We start from the raw sequence: 26,270 nt of genomic DNA, 5'->3' as shown, positions 1-26,270 counted from the left end.
GGTGAAGCGCGCGGAAGGCCGCGCGCACCCACCTTGACTGGAGACACGTGCCTCCGGTCAACCCCTCCCTTGAAAGGGAGGGGAACAAAGAAGGCCTTACGCCAGTTGGCAGATGTCCAGCACATTCATGTCGGTATAGTCCTGGTTCTCGCCGGCCATCGCCCAGATGAAGGCATAGGCCTTGGTGCCTGACCCCATGTGGATCGACCAGGGCGGGGAGATCACCGCTTCCTCATTGCCCATGACGATGTGACGCATGGCCTCGCCTTCGCCCATATAATGGAAGACGCGGTCAGAGGGGCCATCCAGCTCGAAGTAGAAATAGATCTCGCTGCGGCGCTCATGGATGTGGGGGGGCATGGTGTTCCAGACCGAACCGGGCTTGAGCACGGTCAGGCCCATCACCAGTTGCGCGCTGTCGCAAATGCCCGGAATGACCATCTGGTAGATGGTCCGCTCGTTCGATTCCTCAAGGCTGCCGCGCTCCAGCGCGGTCGCGTCGGCGACCGAGATCAGGCGCGTCGCGAACCCCTTGTGCGCCGGGCAGGAGGCCAGATAGAAACGCGCGCCAGCGCCGGAGAACTGTACGTCCTTCGCACCCATCGTCACATAGAGGCAATCCTTGTTGCCCATCGTGAAGACTTCGCCATCGACGGTCACGGTGCCCTCGACATTGCCCACATTGACGACCGCAAGCTCACGCCGCTCCAAAAACGGATGCCCCGCCGCCGACGCAGGCTCGGTCTGATCAGGCAGCTTCACTGCGCCGTCCGCAACCGCCACGCCACCAATCACGAACCGCTCCGCATGCGTATAGTTCAACACGCATTCGCCTGTCCGGAACAGCCCCTGGATCAAGTACCGATCCCGCAACTCCTCATTGCTCACGCACTCCATCATATCCGGATGCGTCCCGTAAAATGTCTTCTCGTACATGGTTATCTCCATTCAAAAATGCGGCCGTGCAGGGCCGACGGGAAAGTGTTGGGATCAGGCCAGCGCGGCCCAGTTGGCGACAAAGGCGCGCGCCGCGGCACCCACCTTGTCCGCCGTCATGCCGGGCTTGTAGAGGGCGGAACCAAGACCGAAGCCTGCTGCGCCCGCCGCCTTCCATGGCGCCATATTGTCAGGCGTGATGCCGCCCACGACCAGTTTGGGCACCTCACGTGGCAGCACCGCACATTGGGCCTTCAATACGGCAGGACTGATCGCTTCGGCCGGGAAATATTTAAGCGCGTGGGCGCCCGCCGCCACTGCGGCAAAGGCTTCGCTGGGCGTGAAGCAGCCGGGCAATGAAGCCAGCCCCATCGACGCGGTGAGCGCGATCACGTCCGGGTTCGTGTTGGGCGATACGATGATCCGCCCACCTGCCTGCGCGACGCTGCGCACATGGTCGGGCGTCAGTACCGTGCCTGCGCCCACCAGAGCGCGTCCGTCGAGCAATGTCGCCAGCCGATCGATCGACACAAGCGGTTCCGGCGAATTGAGCGGCACCTCGATCAGCGAAAAGCCGGCATCCACCAGCGCCTCGCCGATCGGCTCAATCTCATCAGGCCGCACACCGCGCAGGATTGCGACCAGCGGGCAGCGCGCGAAGGCCTCTGCAAAATCCGATGGCAGGCTCATGACAGGGTTCTCCAGATATGCGTGATGCCGTGGATGAAGGCAGCGTGGCTGTCGGCCAGTATGGCCGTTCCGCCAACCACTTCGATGGCGGCACTGTAAAGAGCGCCCAGCATCGGGTCGGCGAGCAGATAGACGGGCTGCGCACCCTCGCCAAGCCGCGCGGCTACGTCCGTGCCGATCAGCAGCCCGCTGACATAGGATGTCGCGTCGGCGTCCACGGCGCGTCCGGTCACGAAGTCGGCGCGCACACCGAACAGGCGGACAAGCAGGTCGCCGTCCCGTGCATCGGCGACACCGCGCAGGAAGGCCGCATTTGGCTCCACCTGACCATCCATTTGCACCGCCAGCAGGCTGTGGCGTTGGAGCAGCGAGAATATCTCGCCGGTCATGGCGGTCACAAAGCGATCGATCCGACCATCGACCATCCAGGCCCATTTGCAATGGGTGCCGGGCTGGCAGAGCAGCGCATCGCGCGGCGTTAATCCCCCAATCACCGCGCCCAGAAGTTGCACTTCCTCGCCGCGCATCACGTCCGCGCGGTCGTTGCGGAAGCAGGCAACGCCGGGGACGATTGCGGTGCGGTCCGGCTCGACCCACTGCACTGCGCTTGATAATTGCTCGATCCCGTTAGGGCAGGGGGCATAGGGCAGCTCAGCCCAGCCCCGGTTGGACCCGACCATGCCAGCGCACAGCATCGGCAGGTCGCCCATGCGCGCGCGAATAGCGGCAGCCTCGGCGGGGAATCCGCCTTGCTCGATCGATAGGATACCGCGATCGTCGCGTTCTGTCGCTTCGACCGAACCATCGGCGGCGATGCGATAGGCACGGCGATTCGTCGTGCCCCAATCGACCGCCAGAAAAGCGCTGCCCGCCATCATGCCGCCATTGTCCTGATCGGCACAATGAATCCGGTCGCGCCAGCCATGGTGCATGCTGGGATCATCATGTCAGAACTCCGGGAATCGACCATCGTGCGTCGCGTGACGGTATTTATAAGATAAATATACGGTGTCCATCCATGTTTGCCAAACTGCACATTCATTGGCCCAGATCCGGTCCCCGCAGCAGGATGACATGCAGGAAGCGCGGCCCATGGGCGCCACGGACATAGGTTCCCTCAATGTCGGTCGTGCCCGATACGCCGGTGATCCAGTAATGGGCGCGCGGTTGCGGGCCAGCCAGCACGGCCTCTTCCAGATGCGCCACGATGGTATTGGCATTCAATAGGACAATATGATGCAAGGCCAGGAAATTGGGCAGCATCGGTGCGGCTGCCGAAGTCTCCAGAACCAGCGATCCCGTCTCGGCCACGCCACAGCGGGCGATGGCGAGTGCGGCGGCCTCATCCGGCGCGGCGCTCTCATGCAGCGCGAAGCCGGACCAGTCGCAAGCCGTCAGGCGTGGATCGGGCGGCAGGCAAAGCATCGGCGGCAAGCCATGGCCGCCAAGATAGTGCCCGATCGCAGCGGGCAGGTCGGCCAGCGTGTCGATGGCATCATGGGTTCCCGCCAGGCTGGGCAGGGTGATCTTGGCTAGGAAAGCTTCTTCCAGCGCGTTCTCATCCACGGCCGGGCGTTCGGGCGCGATCAGCAGCGCGTCGGCTTCCAAGGACAGTGGTCCACCGTCGGTCGGGCGCAGGCGCGACAATATGGCGTTGCGCGCGCTCATCTGCGCTTCTCTTGGCTGTATTGCTCCATGAAACTGCGTGACGCTGGCTTGGGCAGATCGCGATGGCGTGTCCAGCCACCCGCCAACGGCAGGCTTTTGATCCAGCCTGCATGGCCCACGATCCGCATCACGCGCACCGCCATCCCGCTCGCCAGTCGATACAGGCGCGGCCGTCGCGCCACCGCCGCCCAGATACCAATCCCGGCGCGCATGGTCCTTGGCTCCAGCCCCTCGCGCCAGCTCTTCTCCCGCCACCCGCGCAGCAACGTCGGGAGGGGAATGCGCACAGGGCATACTTCCTGACATTTGCCGTTCAGCGTGCAGGCGTTGGGCAGGTCGCGGCTTGCGGCCAGTCCGTCGAGCACGGGCGTCAGCACCGCGCCCATCGGGCCGGGATAGGTGCCGCCATAGGCATGGCCACCGATCTGACGAAAGACGACACAATGGTTCATGCACGCGCCGCAACGGATGCAGCGCAGCATCTCCGCCAGCCCTTCCTCGCGCATCGTCGTGCGGCCATTGTCGACCAGCACGATATGCATTTCTTCCGGTCCATCATGGTCGCCGGTGCGTTTGGGGCCAGTATAGAAGGTCGTATATTGGGTCAGCGCCGCGCCCGTTGCCGACCGCGCCAGCATCCGCAACATATGCACGGCGTGCGGCATGGACGGCACGATCTTCTCGATCCCCGCCGTCACGATATGGACGCGGGGCGGCACCAGCGACAGTTCGGCATTGCCCTCATTGGTCACGGTGCAGATGGCACCGGTATCGGCCACCAGAAAATTCGCGCCCGAAATGCCGACATCCGCGCCCAGCATCCCGCTACGCAATTCGCGCCGCGCACTTTCGGCCATCGCGGCGATCGTCTCTTCCTCATGCGGAGAGCGATGCTTCGCCTTGAACAAGGCTGACACCTGTTCGCGCGTCTTGTGCATCGCGGGCCAGATGATGTGCGAAGGGCGCTCATCGGCCAATTGGATGATATGTTCGGCCAGGTCCGTCTCGACCCGCGTGATCCCGGCTTCGGCCAACGCATGAGGCAGGCCGATTTCTTCGCCCAGCATGGATTTCGACCGCGCGACGCTCTTCGCGCCCGCCGCCTTGCAGATGTCGATTACGATGGCGCAGGCTTCGTCGGCGGTCTGCGCCCAATGGACCTTCGCCCCGGCGGCAATGGCATTCGCCTCGAACATCTCCAGATATTCGCCCAGATGCGCGATCACATGATCCTTGATCGCCGCTGCCCTGTCGCGCGCGCGATCGAAGTCGGGAAAGGCGTCGACGGCAACGGCGCGCTTGGCCTCGGCCGTGCCGGCGGTGCGCTCCACCGCAATCTTCAGGATCGGGTCCGCCAGCGCCAGATCGACGCGATCAGAAAAGGCGCTCATGCCTCTTCCCCGATCGCCGGACCATCGCCCATACCAGCGATTAGCTCGATCGCGTGAAAGGCGCGAACACGCGATCCCTCCCGATGCAGCTTGCCCGCCATGTTCATCAGGCATCCCAGATCGCCCGCCAGCAGCATGTCCGCGCCGCTCGCGTCGATGGCCGCCGCCTTCTCGCCGACGATAGCGTTGGAGATGGCCGGATATTTCACGCAAAAGGTGCCGCCAAAGCCGCAGCAGGTTTCTTCGCCCGCCAGCGGCGCCAGCGACAGCCCCTCGACTGCGTCCAACAGGCGACGAGGCTGCGCCTTGATGCCCAGTTCGCGCAGGCCCGAACAACTGTCATGATAGGTCGCACGGACGGGCAGGGCGACGCCTTCTGGTCGCCAGCCTCGCACTTCGTCCAGATAGGCCATGACCTCATAGGTCTTCGCGCCCACCGTATGAGCGCGCGGTCCCCATTCAGGATCATCTTCCAATATCTCGGGATAATGGCAGCGGATCGTTCCCGCGCAGGATCCCGATGGAATGACCACATGGTCATAGGGTTCCAGCATCGCGATCACACGCTTGGCCAGATCGATCGCCGTCGCCCGGTCGCCCGAATTGAGCGCGGGTTGCCCGCAACAAGTCTGTTCGGTCGGCACTACCACCTCGCACCCGGCTGCCTCCAGCGCCCGGATCGCGGCAAAGCCGATACGCGGACGCATCAGGTCGACCAAGCAAGTGACGAACAACGCAACGCGCGGGTGATCGAGCGTCATGTCAGACCCCGTGACGCTTGGCGAAGGCCAGGAACAGCTCGGGCCATTGCGCGGGTGCTGCCTCCGGCCCCATCGTCAGACCAAAACCATGTCCGCCAGTCTCAAACAAATGACATTCGGCGGGGATCGCCCCCGCGCGTAATGACGCCAGCATCGACAGGCTGTTTTCGACTGGCACTGTCTTGTCGTCGATCGCGTGCGCCAGAAAGGTGGGGGGCGTTTGCTGCGCCACCATCTGGTCCATCGAGTAGATCTTCATCCGATCGACGGAGGGCGTGGCCCCCAGCAATTCGGTGCGCGATCCTGCGTGGACGAACCCGCCCTCCATCTGGATCACTGGATACATCAGCGCCGCGACATTCGTGTGAAGCGGCTCCTTGTCAATCGCATCAGCAGGGCGATAGGTTTCCACCGGCGCGCGGCTCGTCAGCCAGGCGGCCAGATGCCCGCCCGCTGAAAAGCCCATCACGCCGATCCGATTGCCGTCGAAGCCTTCCTTGGCGGCCATGTTGCGCACCATCCGCAACGCCCGCTGGGCGTCCTGCAACGGCGCTTCGGTTCCCGCCGCCCAGCCATCGGCGGGCAAGCGATAGAGCAGGATGAAGCAGGTATAGCCCGCTTGCGCAAAGCGCCGCGCAATCGCGTAGCCTTCTTTGCCTATGGCAACCCGGCGATACCCGCCGCCCGGAATGAGCAACATGGCCGCGCCATTGGGACGGGCGGGGCGCAGCATCGTCAGGGTGGGCGTGACGATATGCGCGAAAAAAGTGTCGTCGACCGGGCTGGCAGGCGTGCGCAGGCCCTCTTCCTGTTTGACGGTGACGCGCTCGCTTCCCGGCGCCTTCCCCTTCCACAGGGGAAAGCGCACAAAGCCCTGCGGCACAGGAAAACCCTGTGCCAGAGCAGGCGCGGTCATCAGCCCCAGCCCAAGGCCGGAAGCTGCGACGATCACGCTGCGGCGGTCGAGGCCCTTCTGGCTCATTGCAGATTCACATACATGCCGCCGTCAACCAACAGCGCCGCGCCTGTGACATAGGCCGCCATGTCGGAGGCAAGGAAGACGATGGGACCGGCGAGGTCTTCAGCGGCTCCAAGGCGACCGAGCGGAACCCGCTTTTCCATATATTCGCGCTTCTCGACGTCAGCCAGATCATCCTTGTTGATCTCGGTCAGGATGGTGCCTGGCAGCACGCTATTGCAACGGATGCCATGCTTGCCCAGCGCGATCGCGGTGGACTGCATCAGCGAATGCACGCCCGCCTTGGTCGGGGTGTAGTGGGTCTGATATTCACCGCCGACGAGCGCGGAAATGGACGAGACGGCGACGATGGAGCCGCCATGGCCCTGCTTCACCATCTGCTGCGCGGCGGCCTGTACCATGAAATACGCGCCATGCAGGTTGACGCGGAAGGTGCGCTCCACCGTTTCGACCGGCATGTCGAGAAAGGCGTGGAAAGGGCAGATGCCCGCATTGCTGACCATCACGTCGACCTTGCCAAAGGCATCGACGGCCTTCGCCACGAAAGCCTGCGCTGTCTGCGGGTCGGCGACATCGCCCTTCACCGCGATCGCGCGCTGGCCCAGTGCCTCAATGGCTTCGACGCAGCTCTGGGCCGGGCCATCGCTGCTGGCATAGTTTATGACGACGTCTGCGCCATGCTGCGCGGCGCCGATGGCGGCGGCGCGGCCGATGCCGGTCGATGCGCCGGTGACGAGGACGGTCTTGCCTTCAAGCAGCTTCACGGGGCTTCCTTCTCTTTTGGATTAACGCCGCGCGGGGCGGCGGGGTGGTTGGACGCCTGGGGTCCAGCCCAGGTCGCCGCTGATTTTTGCCACGGTGTCGCACACGTCATCGCTCAGTGACTGCATCCGCGCGTCATCCATATATTGGGCGGCGCTCGACACGCTGATGGCGGCAACGATCGCGCCGGACGCATCGCGAATGGGCGCCGCGACGCAGCGTATCTGGTCCTCATTCTCTTCCAGGTCGAAGGCGCGTCCGGCCTCCACATAGCCCTTCATTCGATCCAGCCAGGCCGCATAATCCGCGCGTGGGGCATCCCCCGCCTGATCCGCGTCGAAGATTCGCCGCCAGGTTTCCTCGCTGTCGTCCAGCAACAGCGCCTTGCCCAGACCCGTCGACGTCAGATGCTGGCGATCGCCGATCCGGCTGGAAATTTCCACGCGGCGGCGGCCCGCTATCTTGTCCAGATAGAGCGCCATTTCATTCTCAAGCCGCCCCAGATGCACCGTATCCTCGCTATGCGCAGCCAGTTCTTCGATGCGCGGGCGGGCAATCTGCACCACATCCGCCTGACCCTGTGCCAGAAAGCCCAATTGCAGCAGCTTGGGGCCAAGCTGATAGCCCTCACGCGGCAGGAAGGTCAGAAATCCCCGATCGATCAGCGCATTGGCGAGTCGATGCGTGGTGGATCGCGTCAGCCCCATCCGCGCCGACAGTTCCGCCAGCTTAACCGGCCCATCGATCACCTTGTCGAGCATGTCGAGGCCGCGCAGCAGCGTCTGGCTGCCCTGCACCTTCGACTTTTCCTCGGTCGGTTCCGATTCTGTGTTTGACGCATTCTGTCTCATCTACTAATATCCTATCCCAGATTGTGAGAAAGTAAACAGGCTATGGAGGGGTGTCGGTTAATCCGGGCGTTCCACTCTTATGTCATATTCGATAATATGTGGGGCAGTTTTTCACATATTGGCATTTAAGGCCGCATCATTCTCTGTGGTGCGGGGTTTCTGGTGTACATTCGGGAGCGTGTTGCGTGACGATAGCGTCTTTGTCCAAGATCAAACATGTTCGTGCCTATACGGTGCGTGGCGGCGGAGCGGATTATCATGACCAGGGCGAAGGCCACTGGATCGACAACCATATCGCGACCCCGATGTCGCGCTATCCCGAATATCGCCAGTCGCGGCAGAGCTTCGGGATCAACGTGCTGGGCACGCTGGTCGTGGAGATCGAGGCGGAAGACGGCACCATCGGTTTTGCCGTCACCACCGGCGGTGAGCCCGCTTGCTACATCGTCGAACGGCACCTTGCCCGCTTTCTGGAAGGCCGGGACCCGCGCGAGGTCGAGAAAATCTGGGACCAGATGTATTTCTCGACCCAATATTATGGCCGCAAGGGTCTGGTCATCAACGCCATCTCCGGCGTCGATCTCGCGCTCTGGGATCTGCTGGGCAAGCTGCGGCAGGAGCCGGTCTATCATATGCTGGGCGGCGCGGTGCGCGACGAACTGCAATTCTACGCCACCGGCGCACGCCCTGACGTCGCCAAGGAACTGGGCTTCATCGGCGGCAAGATGCCGCTGCACCACGGCCCGGCCGAGGGCATCGAAGGCCTGAAGAAGAATATCGCCGAACTGGCCGACATGCGCGAGAAGTGCGGTCCCGACTTCTTGTTAATGTGGGATTGCTGGATGGCGCTGGACGTGGACTATGCCACGCGCCTTGCCATCGCCGCGCATGAACATGGCCTCAAGTGGATCGAGGAGGCGATCAGCCCCGACGATTATTGGGGCTATGCCCAATTGAAAAAGAATGTGCCCAAGGGCATGCTGGTCACGACCGGCGAGCATGAAGCGACCCGCTGGGGCTTCCGCATGCTCATGGAAATGGACTGCTGCGACATCATCCAGCCCGATGTCGGCTGGTGCGGCGGCGTCACCGAACTGGTGAAGATCAGCGCCCTTGCCGATGCGCGCGGGACGATGGTCGTGCCGCATGGCTCCTCGGTCTACAGCTATCATTTCGTCATCACCCGCCACAATTCGCCCTTCGCCGAATATCTGATGATGCACCCCGGCCCGACGGAAGTCGTTCCGATGTTCCATCCCCAACTGATCGGCGAGCCGGTTCCCGAGAAGGGTCGCCTGCGGGCGAGCGCGCTCGACAAGCCTGGCTTTGGCGTGGAGCTAAATCGCGATCTCGACATGCATCGCCCGTACCAGCACTAAGGAGCAACTTTCATGAAATTCTGCCGCTATGGCTCGCGCGGAAGCGAGAAGCCCGGTCTTATCGACGCAGATGGCCGCATTCGTGACCTTTCGGGCGTCATCGACGATGTGACCGTCGCCAGCATCGCCGGCCTGTCCATCGATCCCGAAACCCTGCCGCTGGTCGAAGGCGCGCCCCGCTACGGCGTGCCGACCAAGGGCATCGGCAAGATCGTCGCCATCGGCCTCAATTATGAGGACCATGCGATTGAATCCAACCTGCCGATTCCGACCGAGCCGGTCATGTTCATCAAGGCCGTGTCGAGCATCACCGGTCCCAATGACGAGGTGATGCTGCCCAAGGATGCGACCCATGGCGACTGGGAAGTCGAACTGGGCTTCATCATCGGCAAGACCGCCCGCTATGTCGAGGAAGCCGACGCGCTGTCGCATGTCGCGGGCTATGTGCTGGCGAACGACGTGTCCGAACGCTTCAATCAGAAAGAGCGCGGCACCCAGTGGAGCAAGGGCAAGGGCCATGACACTTTCTGTCCCGTGGGCCCCTGGCTGGTGACGCCGGACGAGGTTGGCGATCCGCAGGATCTGGACATGTTTCTGGACGTGAATGGCCAGCGTATGCAGACCGGCAACACGAAGACGATGATCTTCAACGTCGCCGAACTGATCGCCTATGTCAGCCGCTTCATTACCCTGTATCCGGGCGATCTGGTGATCACCGGCACCCCTCCGGGCGTGGGTGAGGGCAAGAAGCCCAACGCCATCTACCTGAAGGCAGGCGACGTCATGAAGCTGGGCATCGCCGGGCTGGGTGAGCAGCAGCAGTCGGTCGTCGAATGGCGTCATCTGGGTGACGAGGTGCTCGGATGAGCTTCACAGGTCGTTACGAAGGCCGCACCGCCGTCATCACCGGCGGTGCATCCGGCCTTGGCCGCGCCGCTGCCAAGCGGATCGTGGTTGAGGGCGGCAAGGTCTGCCTGTGGGACATGAACGCCGCCGCGCTTGCAGAGGCGAGGGAAGAGGTCGGGGCAACCCACGTCGTCGCCCTCGACATTTCCGATCAGGCGGCGGTCGAGAAGGCTGCGGCCGAGAGCTACGAAGCACTGGGGCAGCAGATCGACATCCTCGTCTGCTCCGCCGGGATCACCGGGGCCACCGCGCCGGTCCACGAATATCCGCTCGATAGCTGGCTGGCGGTCGTGAATGTGAACCTCAATGGTCTCTTCTACTGCAACCGCGCGATCGTGCCGCTGATGCTGAAGAACGGCTATGGCCGCATCGTCAACGTGGCGTCGGTGGCGGGCAAGGAAGGCAATCCCAACGCCAGTGCCTATTCGGCGACCAAGGCGGCGGTGATCGGCCTTACCAAGTCGCTGGGCAAGGAACTGGCGGGCAAGGGCGTGATCGCCAATGCCCTGACGCCTGCGACCTTCGAAAGCCCGATCCTGGCCCAGCTTCCGCAGAGCCAGGTCGACTATATGCGTTCGAAGATTCCCATGGGCCGTCTGGGCGAAGTGCATGAAAGCGCCGCCATGGTCTGCTTCATGGCGTCGGAAGAGTGCAGCTTCACCACGGCGTCGACCTTCGACACATCGGGTGGCCGCACCACCTTCTGATCCTCCCAAAAAGACAGGGTGCGATCGTCCGCAAGAGGCGACGCACCCCCATTTTATAGTCCAGCCGGAGAGGCCGATGACTGCCAGCCCCATTCCCTTCGTCGATGCCCATATCCACCTCTGGGATCTGTCGCATATCCATTATGACTGGCTGACCGGCCCTTTCACTGATGACGGTCCGAACGGCAGCGCCGAACCGATCGCGCGCGACTATGGAATCGACGACTATCTTGCCGATACCGCTGACTGGAACGTCGTTGGCGCTGTCCATATCGACGCGGGCGCCGCAGCGGCCCAGGCGCTCGATGAAAGCGCTTGGCTTGAGGATCTGGCCGCCGACCGGGGGCTTCCCACAGGCATCGTCGCCTACGCCCCGCTGGACGATGCGGGTGTCGAACCCATCCTCGCAGCGCAGGCCGCCCATCCGCATGTACGCGGCATCCGCCAGATCGTGAACTGGCATAGCGACGCCAAGCGGACCTATACGCCGCGCGACATGACCGCAGATTCACAATGGCAGGCGGGCTATGCGCTGCTTGCCAAATATGGCTTGTCCTTCGACCTGCAATGCTATCCTGGCCAGATGCCTGGGCTAGTGTCGCTATTGGAGCGGCACCCCGACATAACTGTTCTCATCAATCATATGGGTATGCCCGTCCTGACTGACCCTGATGGGGTCGAGCAATGGCGCGCGGGCATGAAGGCATTGGCCGCCCTCCCGCATGTCGCCGCGAAAATCTCCGGCGCGGGTTTCATCCATCGCGACTGGGCGCGCGAGACGGTCGAACCCTTCCTTCTCGAAACGATCGACCTGTTCGGGACGGATCGCTGCCTGTTCGCCAGCGACGCGCCGACCGACAAGCTGTTCGCGCCGATCGGCCGCTATCTCGACACCTATCAAGCCATCGTCGCTGCCTTCTCCGATGCTGAGAAGCGCGCGATGTTCGGCGGCAACGCCAATCGCCTTTACAGACTGGGCCTGACATTATGACCCCCAATCCCCTCATCGGGGTTCTGTTCCATTGGCTGGGCGGTCTTGCGTCAGCCAGCTTCTATGTGCCCTTCCGTGGCGTGAAGCGCTGGTCGTGGGAAATCTACTGGCTGACCGGCGGCATCTTCTCATGGGCGTTCGCGCCCTGGTTCTTTGCGTCGATCCAGACCAACGACCTGTTGGGCGTACTCGGCGCCGCGCCCTTGCCGACGCTGCTTTGGCCGATCTTCTTCGGCCTGCTCTGGGGCTTTGGTGGGCTGACCTATGGTCTCACCATGCGCTATCTGGGCCTCTCGCTGGGCATGGCCGTGGTGCTGGGCCTGTGCACCGTGTTCGGCACATTGATCCCGCCGATATTCGAGGGGGATTTCGCCTCCAAGCTGATCGAGCCGCTCTCCGGCCGGATCGTCCTGCTGGGCCTCGGCATCACGCTGGCGGGCATCATCGTCGTCGCACTTGCGGGCGCACGCAAGGACAGCGCGCTCAGCCCGGAGCAGAAACGCGCCGTCGTGGCTGAGTTCGATTTCCGCAAGGGGATCATGGTCGCCATCTTCTCCGGCATCATGTCCGCTTGTTTCGCCTTCGGACTGGCGGCGGGTGAGCCAATCAAGCAGTTGTCTGCACAGGCTGGCACCGGCCCGCTCTGGACCGGGCTGCCGGTGTTGTGCCTTGTCATGTTCGGCGGGCTTGTGACCAACGGCTTGTGGTGCCTGTGGCTGATCCGGCGCAACCGTTCCGCCGGGCAATGGCTGGGTCGGGGTGAAGGGGCAGGGGCGCCGCTCCTCGCCAATTTCCTGCTCAGCGCGCTTGCGGGCATCACCTGGTATTTCCAGTTCTTCTTCTACACGATGGGCGAAAGCCAGATGGGGCGGCTGGGCTTTTCAAGCTGGACGCTTCACATGGCCAGCATCATCATCTTCGGCACGCTCTGGGGCTTTGCTTTCCACGAGTGGAAGGACGCAAAGCCTGCCGTCAGGAACATGGTGTGGGCAGGCGTCGGCCTCCTGATCCTTGCAACGATCGTCATCGGCTATGGCAACTATATTGCGCCCTGACCGACCGATGCGGGCGCTTCTCGGCGCGCTGTTGCTGCTCACGCTCACGCTCACCGCCGCCGCGCCCGCAAGGCCGGTGGCGGACGCGCCGTTCCAGATGCCCGACATGCATCTGCACGACCCGTGGATCGTCGCGGACAAGGCCAGCGGGATCTATTATCTCTTCACCCGCAATGAAGCGGTGATGACGGGCGATCGCCAGCTTGGCATAATGGTCTATGCCAGCCGCGATCTGAAACATTGGTCGAAGCCCAAACTCGCCTTCGCCTTACCGCCCGGCACCTGGGCCAAGGCAGGCAGTTGGGCGCCGGAGGTGCATGGCTGGCGCGGTCGCCACTATCTCTTCGCCACCTTCCATGACGAGGATGCGAAACTGCCTGTGAAGGGCTATCGCCGCGCCACCGTCCTCGCGGTGTCGGACAAGATCGACGGTCCCTACGTCCTCGTCCGCAATGGCGAGCCGATCGTACCGAAGGACCAGATGACGCTGGACGGCACACTCTATGTTGATCCCGCGGGCAAGCCATGGCTCGTTTATGCCCATGAGTGGATTCAGACCACCATCGGCATGATCGAAGCGATCCCGCTCAAGGACGATCTGTCACCCGCTGGCGAGCCGAAGATGCTGTTTCGCGCCGACGAAGCCGACTGGGCGGTGGGCCAGAAACAGCCCAATGGCGACCTTGTTTATGTGACCGATGGCCCTGAACTGTTCCGCACCAACGGCGGCACTTTGCTCATGCTCTGGTCCAGCTATGGCAAGGCCGGCTATGTGCAGGCGCTCGCCCGCTCGCGCTCCGGCGAGGTCGAGGGGCCATGGGAGCAACTCGGCCCACTGGTCGAGCGCGACAGCGGCCACGGAATGCTCTTCCACGCCTTTGACGGGCGGTTGATGATGATCGTCCATCGTCCCTTTACCGACGCACGCGGCAAGCTCTACGAAATGCGCGATGCCGGCGACCGGGTCGAGGTGGTCCGGGAAATCACCGAACTCGATGGGGAACGCTGCCCGACCCATCCCAATCCCAAGAAAGCTTGCTGATCATGCTGGAAGCCGACACTGTTTCGCCATTATGGGCAGGGGATGCGACCGACGGCGCATTCACGCTCGACGATGTGAACTGCGCGCCCGAAAGCGCGGTCATGACGGCGGTCGCCTGTCCCATGCTGTTGGGCTATACCCCGCAAAACCCCAATGGTCGCGCTATGCTGGTCCTTGGCGGCGGTGGCTACACCGCGCTGATGGCGGGACGGGAAGGGGTGGCGGTCGCCCAATGGCTGACCGGCCTCGGCTATCACGCCTTCGTCCTCATCCACCGCTTTCCCAATGCCGATCATGGCGTGAGCGCGTCGCTGGATGACGCCATGGAAGCCATGCGAACCATCCGTGCGAGCGGCCTTGCAGAGCGCGGCCTCGGTGTCATCGGCCTCTCGTCAGGCGGCCATCTCGCCGCGTGCCTTGCCGCTGACTATCCGTCCGATTGGTCGCCGCCGACATCGACCCATTCCGGCCAGTCCACCCGGCCGGATCTGCTGGTCGTTGGCTATGCGCCCATTTCGACCAATGCGAAGGGGCGAACGATCATCGCCGACAAACCTCCGCTGCCCCCGCGCGAAAAACAGGCCATGTATGACAGGCTGCAACCCGACGTGCAGTTGCTCCCCGATCCGCCGCCAACCTTCATCGTCTATGCGGGCAATGATGCCGTGGTGCCGGTGGACAATGCCCACCGTCTCCATGCCGCGATGACCGCGGCAGGTGGCATGGCGGAACTGCACATTTTCGCCGACGCGCCGCACGGCTTTGCGTTGGATACGGTGGGTAAACCGGTGTCGCTCTGGCCCATGCTATGCGAAGCATGGCTCGCGCAGATGGGGTTTCGCGACTGACCCTTACCGCAGCAGTTTGAGTGGGACGGCGTCCGCCATCACACGGAATCCGGCATCATTGGGATGCAGTGCGTCACCTATATCATAGGGCTTGGCCATGCGGAGCGGATCGGCGGGATCGGCTATCGCACGGTCGAAATCGACCGCGCCATCGGCGACGTCATTGTCCCTGATCCACGCATTGACCTGCTGGCGCACAGTGTCCCCAGCCTCGCTCCAATAGCTGGCGCCCTTATACGGCAGGATGGTCGCCAATATGACCTTCACCCCACGATCATGCGCCCGTGTGATCATCTGGCGATAGCTGTCGATGATGTCGTCGGCGCTGGGCATGATTGCCCCCTCGCGCGCGGCGGTGCCCAGGTCGTTGACCCCTTCCAGCAGGATCACATGACTAACCCCCGGCACCGTCAGCACGTCGCGATCGAACCGCGCCAGCACGTTGATCCCGCCACCGCCACTGTCGTTCAGCAGGCGATTGCCGCTGATGCCCAGGTTGGCGACGCCGACATCGCGCATGTTACCCGCCTGCAAACGCTCCGCCAACAGGTCGGGCCAGCGCCGGTCGCTATCATTGGTGGCGCGCACGCCATCGGTGATGGAATCCCCCAGCGCTACGATGGTCCGCGCGCTGCGGGCCGTCTCGACATCGACCCCTGACAATATGATCCGCTGCATCGTCGTCACTTGGTTGGCAAGCGTGACCGCGTTTGTCTGATCGCCGCCAGCGATCCAGCCGGTCGCCCCGGCATAGCCATGTATTGTCGGCGCTGCGGCGCCCTCGGGCAGATGGATGCTGACGGTAATGCGCGTGAGCGGTTTGACGGCCATGGGGACAGGGTCGCTGACCATCGGCGCGCCCGGCGGCACGGTCAGCGTGCCATCGCCGTCGAAGGTCACGACCCTGCTGCTACCCTGGACAATCTTTCCATTCGCGTCGGCCAGTGCGACCCTCACGGCGCCGACCCGCAACGAAGCGCTCGACATCTCGTTGCTTAACCTGATCCGAAGCTGCTTGCCGCCATTGCTCAGGCGAACGACCTGACGAATGGTCTTGTCGCGTAGGTCAGGGGAGGACGAAACGCGTCCCGACTGCACGGGTGCGATGGCCCAACTGCGCGACCAATGTTGCGCGGAAACGGGCGCAGCCATCATCGTAGCGGCCAGCAGGCAGAGCAGGCGCTTGATCATATATATCCCCCCTAATAGTCTAGTTCAGCGTTTTAGCCGGACATGCACCGGCGCGTTGCGATCGACCGTAATCACGCCGTTCTTTTCTTTCAACTCGACAATCTGAAGCACCGACCGGCGATGCCAGTCGGGGTTGGCCCTTGCCTCATCCTCACCGCCCTGATGGACAAAGTAGATGAGATAGGCGCGCTTCCCCGCAACGATCACGTCGGGATGCTGCCCCTTGGCCCCATCGGTCGGCGCCTGACCCGCATCGGGCAGCAAATAGCCGTCCTGCCGTGTCCAGGTGACGCCATCAACGGACCGCATCATCAGCAGGCCCTTCCATGCATCCGACACCAGCCACCAGTGCCCTTCCAGCGAAACGCCTTGGGGCCTTCGCCCGGCGTATCGGTAATCCGGTCCTTCACCGTCCAGTGGATCAGGTCTGCGCTGTCGGCATAGCGGATCGCCTTGTTCTGCCGCTCATCATTATACCATAGCCGGTATCCGCCGCCCGGTAGCGCCGCGACGCTCGCGTCGATCACCCGGTCGGAGCCAAGCTCCAGCCGCTCGCCGCAGCTCCAGCTTTTCAGGTCCGTGCTGGTCAGGTGAACGATGAACCGCTCATGATTCCAGTCGTTGAACACACCCGGAACGACGGTCAGCCACATATGCCACTGCCCCTCGAACCGCTGAACCTCGGGCGCCCACTGCGTTTCGCCTGAGCAGGATCTGGGAATGTCGGCGACGCCGGCATAGCGCCACTGTGCGCCATCGCGCGACCGGGCCATGCCGATATGCGTGCCGTGGACCCAGCGGACGTCCTTCGCATCCGCCAGCGGCATGTTCGCCCGGCGATTGGTATAGAACATCACCCATTCGCCGCTCTTGCGGTCATAGACGGTCGATGCGTCGGCCGCCCCGTCATGGACCGGATCACGAAACAGTGGCTTGGGTGCGACATCGCTACCGGCGGCAGCGCCCGCCAGCAGCAGCGCGGCCAGACCGATCACGATGCGGCCGTCTGCGCGACGGGATTTTTGCCCCACAACTGCTCATAGCGCCAGCCCGACAGATCCTCGACCACCGCGCGATGTTCCGGCGATGTTGGCACTCGCGCACCACCGCGCAGATGCTCGATCTCGCGCATCAATATGTCATGCGTCCGGGGCGTCAGGCGGAAGCGCGTGGACACGATGATGCCAAAGGCCAGCGTGCCGATCGTCCCGATGCCCAGCAGCAGCGCGATGGTATGGATCGCGCCCGCGCTCTGCACCGGCGCGCCCGACACAAATCCGCCCGCCTGCATGATGAAGCCCACACCGGCGACGGCGGCGGCCTGCGTCGCCTTGCGAACGAAGGTCATCACCCCTGCAAAGCTGCCTTCGCGCCGTTGGCCGGTCACGATCTCGTCCACATCGGCCATATAATTATAGGTCGCCCAGGGAATATAGTTGAGCGCCCCGCGGCCAAGCCCCGCCAGCGCGATCGGCACCCACAGCAGCCAGCTCGCCGCCGTCACGCCGCCGTTCCAGAAGGCCAGCAGCACCAGCACGCCCGCGCCAAAGCAGGTCGCCGCAATCTGGTAGGCAAGGCTGGGTGACGCACGCAGCGCCAGATTGATGGCGATGATGACCGCCACGAACTGCACGATATACATGGTGCCCAGCAGGCCTGAAGCGATCGCCGTCGATCCGGCCAGCGCAAAGATCACGAAGAAGGTGAAAGCCGCGTTGAAGATGTCCTGACTGATATAGCCGCCCAGATACATGCCCAGATGCAGGCGGAAGGCCCGGATGCGCATGGTCGAGAACAGATTGCGATACAGAGCCTTGAACGCGGACCCAACGCCGCCGCCACCGGGGGCAGCCTGCACCTCCAGCGCCGCCGCGCCCGGCATATGCCGTTCCCACGAGAAGAAGTAGAGGAAGGCCGCCGTCGCCATGAACAACACGGCAAAGATCATGCCCATGTAGAAGAAAGTGTCGGCGCTATCCCGGCCAAGGGCCGTAATCAGCCACATCGGCAGGAAACCGGCGAGGATCGCGGAAACCTGCCCGAACAGGATGCGCGACCCGGCGAACTTCGCTTTGGTCTTGTAATCGCTCGACATTTCGGCGGCCAGCGTCTCGAACGGGATTATCTCCATCGCATAGACCAGTTCGAACAGCACATAGCTGACAAGATAATACCAGAAGCTCTGCCCCGGCAGCCACATCAGCGCGAAACTGGGGAGTAGCGGGATGGCCGCAAGGATGAAGAAGCGCCGCCGTCCAAATTTACGACCCAGCCAGGTCGCGCCGAAATGGTCAGAGATATAGCCGATCAGTGGCGAGGCGAAGGCGTCCAGCACGCGCGCCACGGCAAAGATCGTCGCCGCTTGTCCGGCGGAAAGGCCGCAGAACTGCGTATAGAAGATCAGGACCCAGCCGGAAATGACCGCCATCGACCCCGCGCCCAGCACATCGTTCGACCCATAGGCGACATAATTGATCAGGCGAACGGGGCGTGCGCCGGTGGCCGGGGCAGGGGGGGCTGGGTTCAAAGTCGCTCTCCTGGGCGTAGCTCTTGCCTGTCGCCCGTGGTGGTGAAGGGCGGCGAACCCGAATGCCCGCCGCCCCGATCAATCAGATGTAGGTCCGCAGGAACTCACCCAGGGCACAGATAGCCAGACTCTGACCATAAGGCATGGAGGTCAGCGCAATGTCCTTGTAGAATTGCTGGGTGTCACCCATCGCCGTGCCGAAGCTGACCTGCTTCAGTTCGCCTGTCTCGTCGATATTCGCCAGCACGCCGCGCACGGCCTTGATGCCGACTTCCTCATAATGACGCGGCAGATAGCCCTTACGCACGCCCTTCAGGATGCCATAGGCGAAACCGGCGGTGGCCGATGCCTCCAGATAGCTGGTCGGATCGACGATCAGCGTGTGCCACAGGCCCGTCTCGGCATCCTGAGTTTCGGCCAGCGTCTTCACCTGAGCGGCCAGCGTGTCGATCAGGAAGCTGCGAATCGCGTCGCCCTGCGGCAAATCCAGAATCTCGATGATCTCGGGGATCGCGATCGTCACCCAGCAATTGCCGCGCGCCCACAGCGCCTCAGCGAAATTGTGGCGACCGTTGAAATCCCAGCCATGGAACCACAGGCCCGTCTTACTGTCGAACAGATATTTGATGTGGATGAGGAACTGGCGTTTGGCTTCCTCTACATAATGCGGGCGGTTCAGCAGCAGGCCGATCTTGGCCAGCGGCAGGACCGACATCATCAAGGTGTCGTCCCACATCTCGCCGGGATTCTCGTCATTAAAGACGATGTGCTGGAAGCCGCCTTCCTCGGTCTTGGGCAGCCCATCGGGCGCCATCAGCCATTCGGCCCATGTATCCAGATAGGGGATGTAGCGCGGGTCCGGCTCATATTCATACAGATAGGCCAGCGTTATGAAGGGCGCCATCGTGTTGATATTCTTGGTCGGCGTGCCCTCGGCAAAGCGGTCTTCAAACCACTGTTTGATGATCGCCAGAGCATTCGCGTCGCCGGTCTGCTCAAAATAGCGCCACATGCCGAACAGGCCGATGCCATGGGTCCATTCCCACCCGGCCCAACCCTTGGTGTCAATGATACGTCCATCTTCCAGATGGAGCAGGAACTCCCCCGTCTCGTCCTTGATGTTGACGAGGTTGTGCATCAGCTTGGCAATCGCCGCGCTGACGTCTGCGCGCGGGATGTCGTGGTTGAGGGCGGCCAATTATTGTCTCCTGTTGAGTTCTGAGGGGCTGTTGGGCGCGGCGACCATCTGCACCGGCAATCCGCCCCGGACGTTGCGAAGGGTGACGAGCCGGACCTGTTCCAGCGCGTTACCCGGCTCGCCATCGGATGTGACGGCGAGCGCGACATGGTTGATGCCCCGATGGTTCAAAATGCCCTCGGGGATCGGAAAGATACGTTGCGGCCCGACATGGGCGATGAACTGCCCCATGTTCCAGCCATTGACGAACATTAGCACGCGATAGTGGCCAACCGAACGCGGCGTATCGGTATCGCCAAAGGACAGAGCGATGGTCGCGTCCTGCCCCTTGGGCACGGCAAGGTCGAAGCTGGTGCGATACCAGCTTGTGCCCGCCTCCGCCTTTGCCGCCGGGACCGATGCGCTCGCCCATTTGGCGTCGTTGAAGCCGGGCAGATGCCAACCCTGCCGTTCGCCCGCCAGGCCGCCATTATTGGCGACGCCGCGCACCGGATCGGTCAGGTCTTCGCCGCCCTGCTTGCCCTGAATTTTCCAGGCAATCGGCACGCCGAAGCTGCGCCCACCGGGCGCTTCGACCGATGCGGAGATCAGGCCGCGTGCTTCCTTGTGGAAATCATCGACGTCCAGATCCCAGTTATGGCCATTATTGCGGACCATGACGCTCAGCACATGCTCGCCGGGCGTCTGGGCGCTGGCGGGCAAGGTGAACCGCGCTGTGCCGGTCGTGATCGGACGGGGCAGGCCGCCGGGCAATTCGCCCTGACCGATGAACTGGCCATCGACCCAGGCCTGCACCATGCCCGAACCGCCTGCGCCGTAATAAAGCGCCAGCGCCTTAGCGTCCGGCGTCCCGGTAAAGCGCCCGCGATACCAGACGTCGCCATCATGGAAGCCATAGGAGTCCATGCCCATATTAGGCTGCCCGTCCGGCCGCGCGGTGATGCTGGCGGACGAGCGGTTGTCGATCGCCTGCCAGTTCTTGTCGTCGAACGCAGGCTCCGCCTCGGGCGATCCCTTGGCGACGCGCCAGCCCGTCAATTGCGGCAGCACGACGTCCGCTGGTCCGGCCAGCGCCTGTGTCGCCGACAGGCTGCCGATGGCGCTGGCCTTCATCGCCACCTTCGCGCCGTTCCAACTCACACTGTTCAACGTGGCAGGCGCCCAGATTTCCAGCGGTGCCTCGCTCGTGGTATCGCCGGTCAGCGCCAACTGTCCGCCGCGTGCTTTTGCCGTTCGCACAAGAGCAGGCCCGCGCACCAGAATGTTCATCTGCGGTGTCCAGTACCGTGCGCCTTCGGCTTCATCGGCGATCAGCAGCGTCAGGGCAGGGCGACCGCCCCCCTCGATCCGCACGACCGAGCGTCCCTTATGGGCATAATTCAGCTTCAAATCGCCCTTCGCCGCGTCGAACGCACTCGTCACATCACCTTCCAGCACCGTGACTGTGGGCGCGGAGGCATAGCGCAGCACCGTCTCGCCCGGCTCACCCGCGCGCCCATAGACCAGCGCCAGATCCTTGCCGTCGATCCTCAGCGCCGTCTGCAACTCCGACGTCGAATAGACCAGCCGCTGCCCACCGATAGTCACGCCCGCGACCAGCCACTTGGCGTCAAAGCCGTTCAACCGCATCGGCAGCACATAGCGCCCGTCCGGCAAATCCGCCGTGATGGTAAAGCTGTCGTCTGTCTTCCCATTGGACGGCTTGTGCGTCACCATCAGGAAGCGCGCATCGCTCTCCGGACTTTTATTATGATAGACCTGAATATTGGGCGAGGAAATCTGCACCGCACCCGCCGGGATCATCCCCGCCAGATCGGGCACCGCCGCGATCAGTCCGCCAAGCTGCTTGAGTTCCTCGGCCTTGCCGCGAACCTCGCGCGCTTCGGAGATTGCCGCGCCATAATCATAACTGGTGAACACCACTGGCGCGGGCAGCCATCCCCAACTGGTCCCGCCATAGACCATGTAGAAACTCTGGATGCCGATGCCGTTGGCCAGATTGGTGCCGTAGAAGACCCGCTGGAACCGCTTGCCCCGCTGGATTGCGTTGCACGCATAGCCGCCGTTGGAACCCCAATAATCGAACCAGCCGCCGCCAAATTCCGCTGCGAAACCGGGCGTGTCGGGAGAGGCCGATGCGCCACCCTTCGCCCCGCCGGGACCATAATAGCCCCAGTCGGGCGCGGCGACATTGCGGGTCGGTTCGCCCTGAACGGTGCAGGTGCCACCCGGATAGCCGTCAAACGCATACATGTCGTTCGGGCCATGCACGACCTTTTCGACCTTGGAGCTTTCAGGCACCCAATAACCGTTGCGACCCTGATCGTTATGGAAAATCGGGACATCGATGCCATCGGCCCGCGCCTTGGCAAAAAGATGATCCATATAACGCCGCTGGGCAGCCGTGGTCACGGACAGCTCATTCTCGATCTGGTGGAGAATGACGCTGCCCTTGTTGCCCTTGCCGTCGCCATTGATCTGGTGACGCGCAATGATCGCATTGACCTGCGTCAGCCATTCATCAGCGGCGGCCATATATTCAGGATCATCGGTCCGCGCCCTGCCGCGCTGATTCGCCAGCCAGCCGGGGAAGCCACCTCGCGACAGTTCGGCATTCACATAAGGCCCAGCGCGGGTGATGACATAGAGGCCTTCCTCCTCAGCCATTTTGAGCAGACGATCCAGATCACGAATGCCGCTGAAATCATACACGCCCTTTTTCGGGCTGTGGAATCCCCAGTCGAAATAGAGCGCAACCGTGTTGAACCCGCTCGCCTTCATCTTTTGCAGAACATCGCGCCACAGGTCGGGGCTGGGCAGGCGGAACGGATGAAACTCCCCAGACCAGATGATCTGCCGCTTGCCATCGATCATCAGCGACCGCGCGTCGAAGGACACACGGCCGAACGTCTTGACCGGCGCGGACAGGTTCGCAGTGGGCTTCGCCTCCTGCGCCATTACGGGCAGCGGAACGAGCAGCGTGGACGACAGAAGAAGGGCGGCGGCGCGCAGCAACATGACCGGCTCCGTCAGGCGAGGTGGAAAAGGGGCGCCAGCGGCCATTCGCGGGGCTTGTTACCCGGCTCGACCTCCATCAACGGCGCCATATAGTCCCACCAGCGCTTCATCACCGGATGCTGGGGCAGGGTGTCGCGGCTATTATCCTCGCGCAGCTTCAGCACGGCGAACAGGGATAGCGTGTCCTCGTCCAGAAAGATTGAATAATCATAGATACCGGATTCGCGCAGCAGGTCGGATAGTTCCGGCCAGATTTCGTCATGCCGCTTGCGATATTCCGCGACCACGCCGGGCTTTAGCTGCATCTTGAAAGCGTGGGTGGTCATAACCTCTCCGATAAACCATTATATGGAATGAAGTGATAATATATGGAATAAATGCAGCCGTCAACGCCGCACGGACCAAAGCGATGTCCGTTCGACGCGAAGACCCGGTGCATTTTCGATGACAAAGGGAGGGCGGGCATCCGCGCTCTGCGTTCGCGCGGCAAAGCCGTCGATATGCAGTCCCTTCGCATGACGCACCCACAACGCCCAGGCGGGAAGAACACCGAACATGCTGGGTTCGGGATAGGCATCGGCCAGCTCGGCGGGGCGCCGCACCGTATCTTCCGCCGTCCCACCACCCAGATAGGTCAGGTCGATGTCCGTCAGCGTTACATCCTCGATCGGACTTTCCGGCAGGCCAGCGATGCTCGCCGGGAAACGATGATCGATCCCCGTCGCATGCACATCGCTGATCGACACCCGCCGGATTGCGCCGATGCCGGTTCCTTCAGGCCCGCGCCGCCGATCGCCCACGCGCAGGAAAAGCGGCGCCGTCGTCACCTCCCGCATCGTCAGGCCGCGCACGATGATGTCTTCCATCACACCGCCATCGACTGTTTCCAACGCCAGTCCCCGGCAGCGGGTAAAGGTGCAATCCTCGATCCGCACATTGCGGTACCCACCATTGCTTTCCGTGCCCAGCTTGATCCGCCCCGTCACCCGGTCGCGATCCGGCGCGATCTGCTGGGTCGTCTGCAAAGTTCCGTCCAGCATCGACCCCATATCGTAGCCGGATACGGCGCAGGCGCGGATCAGAATATTCTCTGCTGCGACGGCGCGCCCCAATGCATAACTGCTCTTGACGACGATCCCGTCATCATTGGGCGAATTGACCCGGCACCGCTCGACCTTCACATCGCGCACGCAGTCCAGGTCGATGCCGTCGCGATCGGTGTCGATGCTGAGGTCGCTAATCTCCAGCCCTTGCGTCCCCGTCGCCAATATCGCGAAATGCCCGCCCTTCAGGATCGAAAAGCCTGACAGCCTTATGTTCCGCCCATTCTTGAACGCGATCGCCTTGTTGCCCTTGCCCCGCATGGCGGCGGCGGCTGGTTCCAGTTGGGCAATATCCGCCTCGCTCATCCCGCGCATCGACAGAGGCCGCTCGCCCGCCTGCTTCTTCCAGCGCGCACCCGGCCCGTCGCGGGTCAGGCCCGCGCCGTCGATCAGCCCCGGCCCGACGATCGCCACCTCCGACACATCATCACCCCAGATCAGGCTGTTGTGCCAATGGCTGTGCCCGAAATCCTGGTATAGCTGGTCGATCCCATCCTCCGGCGCATCATAATGCCCGTCATGCCGCTCGGGGTCCGCCGCCTCGATCACCGCGCCCGCAGCGAACATCAGCGTCACCTTGCTCCGCAGCCGGATAGAGAAGCACAGATAACGTCCTGCCGGGATCAGCACCGTACCACCGCCCGCGCGCGATGCAGCCTCAATGGCGGCGTTGATCGCCCCGCTGTCGATGTTGCGTCCATCACCTTGCGCGCCATGCTGCCGGATACCGACCATTTTCGCCGCATGGGCAACAAAGGGCAGGGCGGTCATGCCCGCCGCCAAACCAAGCCCCATCTCCCGCCGTGACATCCGCGCGCTCAATTGCCCGCGGGCCGCTGACTGCTGTGCGCGATGCTCGGCGCAATCTTCACCGCGTCCGGCAGAGGCGGATGGGCGGGATCAAAGGCGGGCATCGTCACATGCGGGGCAAGCGTGCCAATCTGCGCGCGGATCTGTTCCGTCACCGCACTGGCCAGCAACCACGCTCCATAATTATTATGGTGAGTTTTGTCCTTCCCCCCATCGTTGAAGGCCAGCGGCGCGACTTCCGGCCCCAACGCTTCGTAGATGGCGCGGCTCGCAACATTGAGGTCGATCAACGGCACCCCCTCCGCCTGCGCGACCGCGCGCACCGCCTTGGGATAGTCGCCCAGCGTGTCGGTAATCCTGCCCTGCGCATCGAAATTGCGCCGCTCGGGCGACGTCACCAGCACCGGATTCGCACCGCGCGCCCGCGCTTCGGCAATATAGGTGCGCAGATAGGCGGGATAGGTGAACACCGGGTCGGCATAGGTTTGCGGCCAGTTCGCCTTCTGGTCATTATGTCCGAACTGGATGAACAGCCAGTCACCGCGCTTCATGCGCGACAGCACCTTCGCCAGCCGCAACTCGGTCAGGAAGGATTTGAGCGTCTCGCCCGATTCCGCATGATTTGCGACCACGACCTTGTCGTCCAGCATGGCAGGCAACATCTGGCCCCAGCTGGCCGCCGGTTCATAGCGCTGGTCGGTCACGGTCGAATCCCCGACCAGATACAGGGTCGGCGCCTCAACCGGCGCAACCGTGATCGACGCAATCCTGGGCTGGCCCAGAAACTCCAGCGTCAGCTTCTCGTCCCAGGCATAGCTTGCCTGTTCGCGCGGCGTGGTCAGCACGGCGACGCCGCCCGGTGCTGTTTCAGGGGGGCACGCCAGGAGCGGCGTGCGGACATTGACCAGGAAGCTGACCTCCCGAAACGCCCCCTTGCGGGTCGCGACATCGCGCAGCATCAGGCGGCGCGCCTCCGCTTTCACGCTGGTCAATCCCGCCGACCGGCGATCGCCAAGGCGCACGGTCACCCGATAATTGCCTTCCGGCACAGTGACCGAGAAGAGGAACCCCGCATCTGTCGCGCCCGGCTCGAACCCATACCCTCCCGCTTCGTAAAGATGCGCTCGACTCACGGCTTGCGAACCGGCCCGTGCAGCCTCCGTGGCGAGCGTGAAGGTCATGGGGAAGGGCGGCGGCAGTGCGGGCAATTGGGCAGGCAATGGGGCGGCGCTCAGCATAAGGGCAAGGACGGAACCGATGGGCATGAGGATGCGGACGTCCCTATCGCGTGGGCCGCCAGGCGGCGGATTGAGAAAAAATGGGGTCGCCCGCAAAAGCGATGCGACCCCAGGCGCAGCCAGTGCAGTGGCGGCGGAAAACGGTGTGGAAGCAGGCCGCAGCCGGAACAAGGCGCCTGCGCAGCAGCCTCGACAACATTGGCATGTCAGGTGCTCCCC

General features: G+C 63.1%; 25 protein-coding genes. 7 read left to right on the top strand and 18 right to left on the bottom strand.

The features are described from left to right. Nucleotides 1-96: 96 nt before the first annotated feature. The 9 genes from kduI to WFR25_RS13540 all read right to left on the bottom strand — a co-directional run bounded on the left by kduI (nt 97) and on the right by WFR25_RS13540 (nt 8,038). Nucleotides 97-936, bottom strand: coding sequence for a 5-dehydro-4-deoxy-D-glucuronate isomerase (gene kduI, locus WFR25_RS13580; protein ID WP_336969288.1), 840 nt, complete (start codon nt 934-936; stop codon nt 97-99). Nucleotides 937-990: 54 nt separating this feature from the next. Further along, on the bottom strand, nt 991-1,626 hold the full coding sequence (locus tag WFR25_RS13575) for a 2-dehydro-3-deoxy-6-phosphogalactonate aldolase (RefSeq protein ID WP_336971564.1): 636 nt from the start codon (nt 1,624-1,626) through the stop codon (nt 991-993). Then, on the bottom strand, nt 1,623-2,558 hold the full coding sequence (locus WFR25_RS13570; RefSeq protein ID WP_336971562.1) for a 2-dehydro-3-deoxygalactonokinase: 936 nt from the start codon (nt 2,556-2,558) through the stop codon (nt 1,623-1,625). Before WFR25_RS13570 ends, WFR25_RS13575 begins: the two co-directional genes overlap by 4 nt. Before the next feature lie 106 nt (nt 2,559-2,664). Beyond that, complete coding sequence (locus tag WFR25_RS13565; RefSeq protein ID WP_336971560.1) at nt 2,665-3,294, bottom strand: LutC/YkgG family protein; 630 nt, start codon at nt 3,292-3,294, stop codon at nt 2,665-2,667. Further along, a complete protein-coding gene (locus WFR25_RS13560) occupies nt 3,291-4,685 on the bottom strand; it encodes a lactate utilization protein B (protein WP_336971559.1) in 1,395 nt (464 codons plus the stop codon). Before WFR25_RS13560 ends, WFR25_RS13565 begins: the two co-directional genes overlap by 4 nt. Beyond that, nucleotides 4,682-5,446, bottom strand: a complete 765-nt coding sequence (locus WFR25_RS13555; RefSeq protein WP_336971558.1) for a (Fe-S)-binding protein — start codon at nt 5,444-5,446, stop codon at nt 4,682-4,684. The genes WFR25_RS13560 and WFR25_RS13555 overlap by 4 nt, the downstream gene beginning before the upstream one ends. Nucleotide 5,447: 1 nt before the next feature. Further along, nucleotides 5,448-6,428, bottom strand: a complete 981-nt coding sequence (locus WFR25_RS13550) for an alpha/beta hydrolase (RefSeq protein ID WP_336971556.1) — start codon at nt 6,426-6,428, stop codon at nt 5,448-5,450. Continuing rightward, nucleotides 6,425-7,189 (bottom strand): L-rhamnose 1-dehydrogenase Lra1, encoded by a 765-nt coding sequence (locus WFR25_RS13545; protein ID WP_336971554.1) that lies wholly within the window; start codon nt 7,187-7,189, stop codon nt 6,425-6,427. Before WFR25_RS13545 ends, WFR25_RS13550 begins: the two co-directional genes overlap by 4 nt. Nucleotides 7,190-7,210: 21 nt before the next feature. After that, a complete protein-coding gene (locus tag WFR25_RS13540) occupies nt 7,211-8,038 on the bottom strand; it encodes an IclR family transcriptional regulator (RefSeq protein ID WP_336971552.1) in 828 nt (275 codons plus the stop codon). Nucleotides 8,039-8,223: 185 nt separating this feature from the next. On the opposite strand from WFR25_RS13540, the gene rhmD reads away from it, so the two are divergent. From rhmD to WFR25_RS13505, 7 genes are all read left to right on the top strand, one after another. Beyond that, nucleotides 8,224-9,417: an L-rhamnonate dehydratase gene (gene rhmD / locus WFR25_RS13535; RefSeq protein WP_336971549.1), complete on the top strand. Its 1,194-nt coding sequence runs from the start codon at nt 8,224-8,226 to the stop codon at nt 9,415-9,417. Nucleotides 9,418-9,429: 12 nt separating this feature from the next. Continuing rightward, nucleotides 9,430-10,284, top strand: a complete 855-nt coding sequence (locus tag WFR25_RS13530) for a 2,4-didehydro-3-deoxy-L-rhamnonate hydrolase (RefSeq protein ID WP_336971545.1) — start codon at nt 9,430-9,432, stop codon at nt 10,282-10,284. Continuing rightward, complete coding sequence (locus WFR25_RS13525) at nt 10,281-11,030, top strand: SDR family NAD(P)-dependent oxidoreductase (RefSeq protein ID WP_336971544.1); 750 nt, start codon at nt 10,281-10,283, stop codon at nt 11,028-11,030. Before WFR25_RS13530 ends, WFR25_RS13525 begins: the two co-directional genes overlap by 4 nt. Before the next feature lie 76 nt (nt 11,031-11,106). Then, on the top strand, nt 11,107-12,021 hold the full coding sequence (locus WFR25_RS13520; RefSeq protein WP_336971542.1) for an amidohydrolase family protein: 915 nt from the start codon (nt 11,107-11,109) through the stop codon (nt 12,019-12,021). Continuing rightward, entirely contained in the window at nt 12,018-13,076 is a 1,059-nt protein-coding gene (gene rhaT / locus WFR25_RS13515) for an L-rhamnose/proton symporter RhaT (RefSeq protein ID WP_336971541.1), read from the top strand. Before WFR25_RS13520 ends, rhaT begins: the two co-directional genes overlap by 4 nt. Further along, on the top strand, nt 13,054-14,118 hold the full coding sequence (locus WFR25_RS13510) for a glycoside hydrolase family 43 protein (RefSeq protein ID WP_336971538.1): 1,065 nt from the start codon (nt 13,054-13,056) through the stop codon (nt 14,116-14,118). Before rhaT ends, WFR25_RS13510 begins: the two co-directional genes overlap by 23 nt. 2 nt (nt 14,119-14,120) lie before the next feature. After that, entirely contained in the window at nt 14,121-14,966 is an 846-nt protein-coding gene (locus WFR25_RS13505) for an alpha/beta hydrolase (protein WP_336971536.1), read from the top strand. Between the two features lie 3 nt (nt 14,967-14,969). Here the strand turns inward: WFR25_RS13505 and WFR25_RS13500 are convergent, their stop codons facing one another. The 9 genes from WFR25_RS13500 to WFR25_RS13460 form a co-directional block, all read right to left on the bottom strand. Continuing rightward, a complete protein-coding gene (locus tag WFR25_RS13500) occupies nt 14,970-16,157 on the bottom strand; it encodes an SGNH/GDSL hydrolase family protein (protein ID WP_336971535.1) in 1,188 nt (395 codons plus the stop codon). 24 nt (nt 16,158-16,181) lie between these two features. Further along, nucleotides 16,182-16,469 carry a glycoside hydrolase family protein gene (locus tag WFR25_RS13495; RefSeq protein WP_336971533.1) on the bottom strand — a complete coding sequence of 96 codons (288 nt, stop codon included), beginning with the start codon at nt 16,467-16,469 and terminating at the stop codon, nt 16,182-16,184. Then, nucleotides 16,469-17,152, bottom strand: coding sequence for a glycoside hydrolase family protein (locus tag WFR25_RS13490; protein WP_336971532.1), 684 nt, complete (start codon nt 17,150-17,152; stop codon nt 16,469-16,471). The genes WFR25_RS13495 and WFR25_RS13490 overlap by 1 nt, the downstream gene beginning before the upstream one ends. Beyond that, entirely contained in the window at nt 17,149-18,684 is a 1,536-nt protein-coding gene (locus tag WFR25_RS13485; protein ID WP_336971529.1) for an MFS transporter, read from the bottom strand. The genes WFR25_RS13490 and WFR25_RS13485 overlap by 4 nt, the downstream gene beginning before the upstream one ends. Nucleotides 18,685-18,766: 82 nt before the next feature. Beyond that, complete coding sequence (gene bglB / locus WFR25_RS13480; RefSeq protein ID WP_336971528.1) at nt 18,767-19,882, bottom strand: beta-galactosidase BglB; 1,116 nt, start codon at nt 19,880-19,882, stop codon at nt 18,767-18,769. Continuing rightward, nucleotides 19,883-22,900 (bottom strand): glycoside hydrolase family 35 protein, encoded by a 3,018-nt coding sequence (locus WFR25_RS13475; RefSeq protein WP_336971527.1) that lies wholly within the window; start codon nt 22,898-22,900, stop codon nt 19,883-19,885. Between the two features lie 11 nt (nt 22,901-22,911). Then, on the bottom strand, nt 22,912-23,226 hold the full coding sequence (locus tag WFR25_RS13470; protein WP_336971526.1) for an L-rhamnose mutarotase: 315 nt from the start codon (nt 23,224-23,226) through the stop codon (nt 22,912-22,914). A gap of 60 nt (nt 23,227-23,286) precedes the next feature. Then, nucleotides 23,287-24,813, bottom strand: coding sequence for a rhamnogalacturonidase (locus WFR25_RS13465; RefSeq protein WP_336971524.1), 1,527 nt, complete (start codon nt 24,811-24,813; stop codon nt 23,287-23,289). Nucleotides 24,814-24,821: 8 nt separating this feature from the next. Further along, entirely contained in the window at nt 24,822-26,078 is a 1,257-nt protein-coding gene (locus tag WFR25_RS13460) for a rhamnogalacturonan acetylesterase (RefSeq protein ID WP_336971522.1), read from the bottom strand. Nucleotides 26,079-26,270 lie beyond the last annotated feature (192 nt).

The organism is Sphingobium aromaticiconvertens (assembly GCF_037154075.1).
GTDB classification, from domain to species: Bacteria; Pseudomonadota; Alphaproteobacteria; order Sphingomonadales; family Sphingomonadaceae; genus Sphingobium; species Sphingobium aromaticiconvertens.
This window is presented reverse-complemented; position numbering and strand designations above follow the sequence as displayed.

What these genes read in the sequence shown, in the direction of transcription:
- kduI (WP_336969288.1), bottom strand. Translation starts at nt 936, where the DNA reads ATGTACGAGAAGACATTTTACGGGACGCATCCGGATATGATGGAGTGC.
- WFR25_RS13575 (WP_336971564.1), bottom strand. Translation starts at nt 1,626, where the DNA reads ATGAGCCTGCCATCGGATTTTGCAGAGGCCTTCGCGCGCTGCCCGCTG.
- WFR25_RS13570 (WP_336971562.1), bottom strand. Translation starts at nt 2,558, where the DNA reads ATGCACCATGGCTGGCGCGACCGGATTCATTGTGCCGATCAGGACAAT.
- WFR25_RS13565 (WP_336971560.1), bottom strand. Translation starts at nt 3,294, where the DNA reads ATGAGCGCGCGCAACGCCATATTGTCGCGCCTGCGCCCGACCGACGGT.
- WFR25_RS13560 (WP_336971559.1), bottom strand. Translation starts at nt 4,685, where the DNA reads ATGAGCGCCTTTTCTGATCGCGTCGATCTGGCGCTGGCGGACCCGATC.
- WFR25_RS13555 (WP_336971558.1), bottom strand. Translation starts at nt 5,446, where the DNA reads ATGACGCTCGATCACCCGCGCGTTGCGTTGTTCGTCACTTGCTTGGTC.
- WFR25_RS13550 (WP_336971556.1), bottom strand. Translation starts at nt 6,428, where the DNA reads ATGAGCCAGAAGGGCCTCGACCGCCGCAGCGTGATCGTCGCAGCTTCC.
- WFR25_RS13540 (WP_336971552.1), bottom strand. Translation starts at nt 8,038, where the DNA reads ATGAGACAGAATGCGTCAAACACAGAATCGGAACCGACCGAGGAAAAG.
- WFR25_RS13530 (WP_336971545.1), top strand. Translation starts at nt 9,430, where the DNA reads ATGAAATTCTGCCGCTATGGCTCGCGCGGAAGCGAGAAGCCCGGTCTT.
- WFR25_RS13525 (WP_336971544.1), top strand. Translation starts at nt 10,281, where the DNA reads ATGAGCTTCACAGGTCGTTACGAAGGCCGCACCGCCGTCATCACCGGC.
- WFR25_RS13520 (WP_336971542.1), top strand. Translation starts at nt 11,107, where the DNA reads ATGACTGCCAGCCCCATTCCCTTCGTCGATGCCCATATCCACCTCTGG.
- rhaT (WP_336971541.1), top strand. Translation starts at nt 12,018, where the DNA reads ATGACCCCCAATCCCCTCATCGGGGTTCTGTTCCATTGGCTGGGCGGT.
- WFR25_RS13510 (WP_336971538.1), top strand. Translation starts at nt 13,054, where the DNA reads ATGGCAACTATATTGCGCCCTGACCGACCGATGCGGGCGCTTCTCGGC.
- WFR25_RS13505 (WP_336971536.1), top strand. Translation starts at nt 14,121, where the DNA reads ATGCTGGAAGCCGACACTGTTTCGCCATTATGGGCAGGGGATGCGACC.
- WFR25_RS13500 (WP_336971535.1), bottom strand. Translation starts at nt 16,157, where the DNA reads ATGATCAAGCGCCTGCTCTGCCTGCTGGCCGCTACGATGATGGCTGCG.
- WFR25_RS13495 (WP_336971533.1), bottom strand. Translation starts at nt 16,469, where the DNA reads ATGATGCGGTCCGTTGATGGCGTCACCTGGACACGGCAGGACGGCTAT.
- WFR25_RS13475 (WP_336971527.1), bottom strand. Translation starts at nt 22,900, where the DNA reads ATGTTGCTGCGCGCCGCCGCCCTTCTTCTGTCGTCCACGCTGCTCGTT.
- WFR25_RS13470 (WP_336971526.1), bottom strand. Translation starts at nt 23,226, where the DNA reads ATGACCACCCACGCTTTCAAGATGCAGCTAAAGCCCGGCGTGGTCGCG.
- WFR25_RS13465 (WP_336971524.1), bottom strand. Translation starts at nt 24,813, where the DNA reads ATGTCACGGCGGGAGATGGGGCTTGGTTTGGCGGCGGGCATGACCGCC.
- WFR25_RS13460 (WP_336971522.1), bottom strand. Translation starts at nt 26,078, where the DNA reads ATGCCCATCGGTTCCGTCCTTGCCCTTATGCTGAGCGCCGCCCCATTG.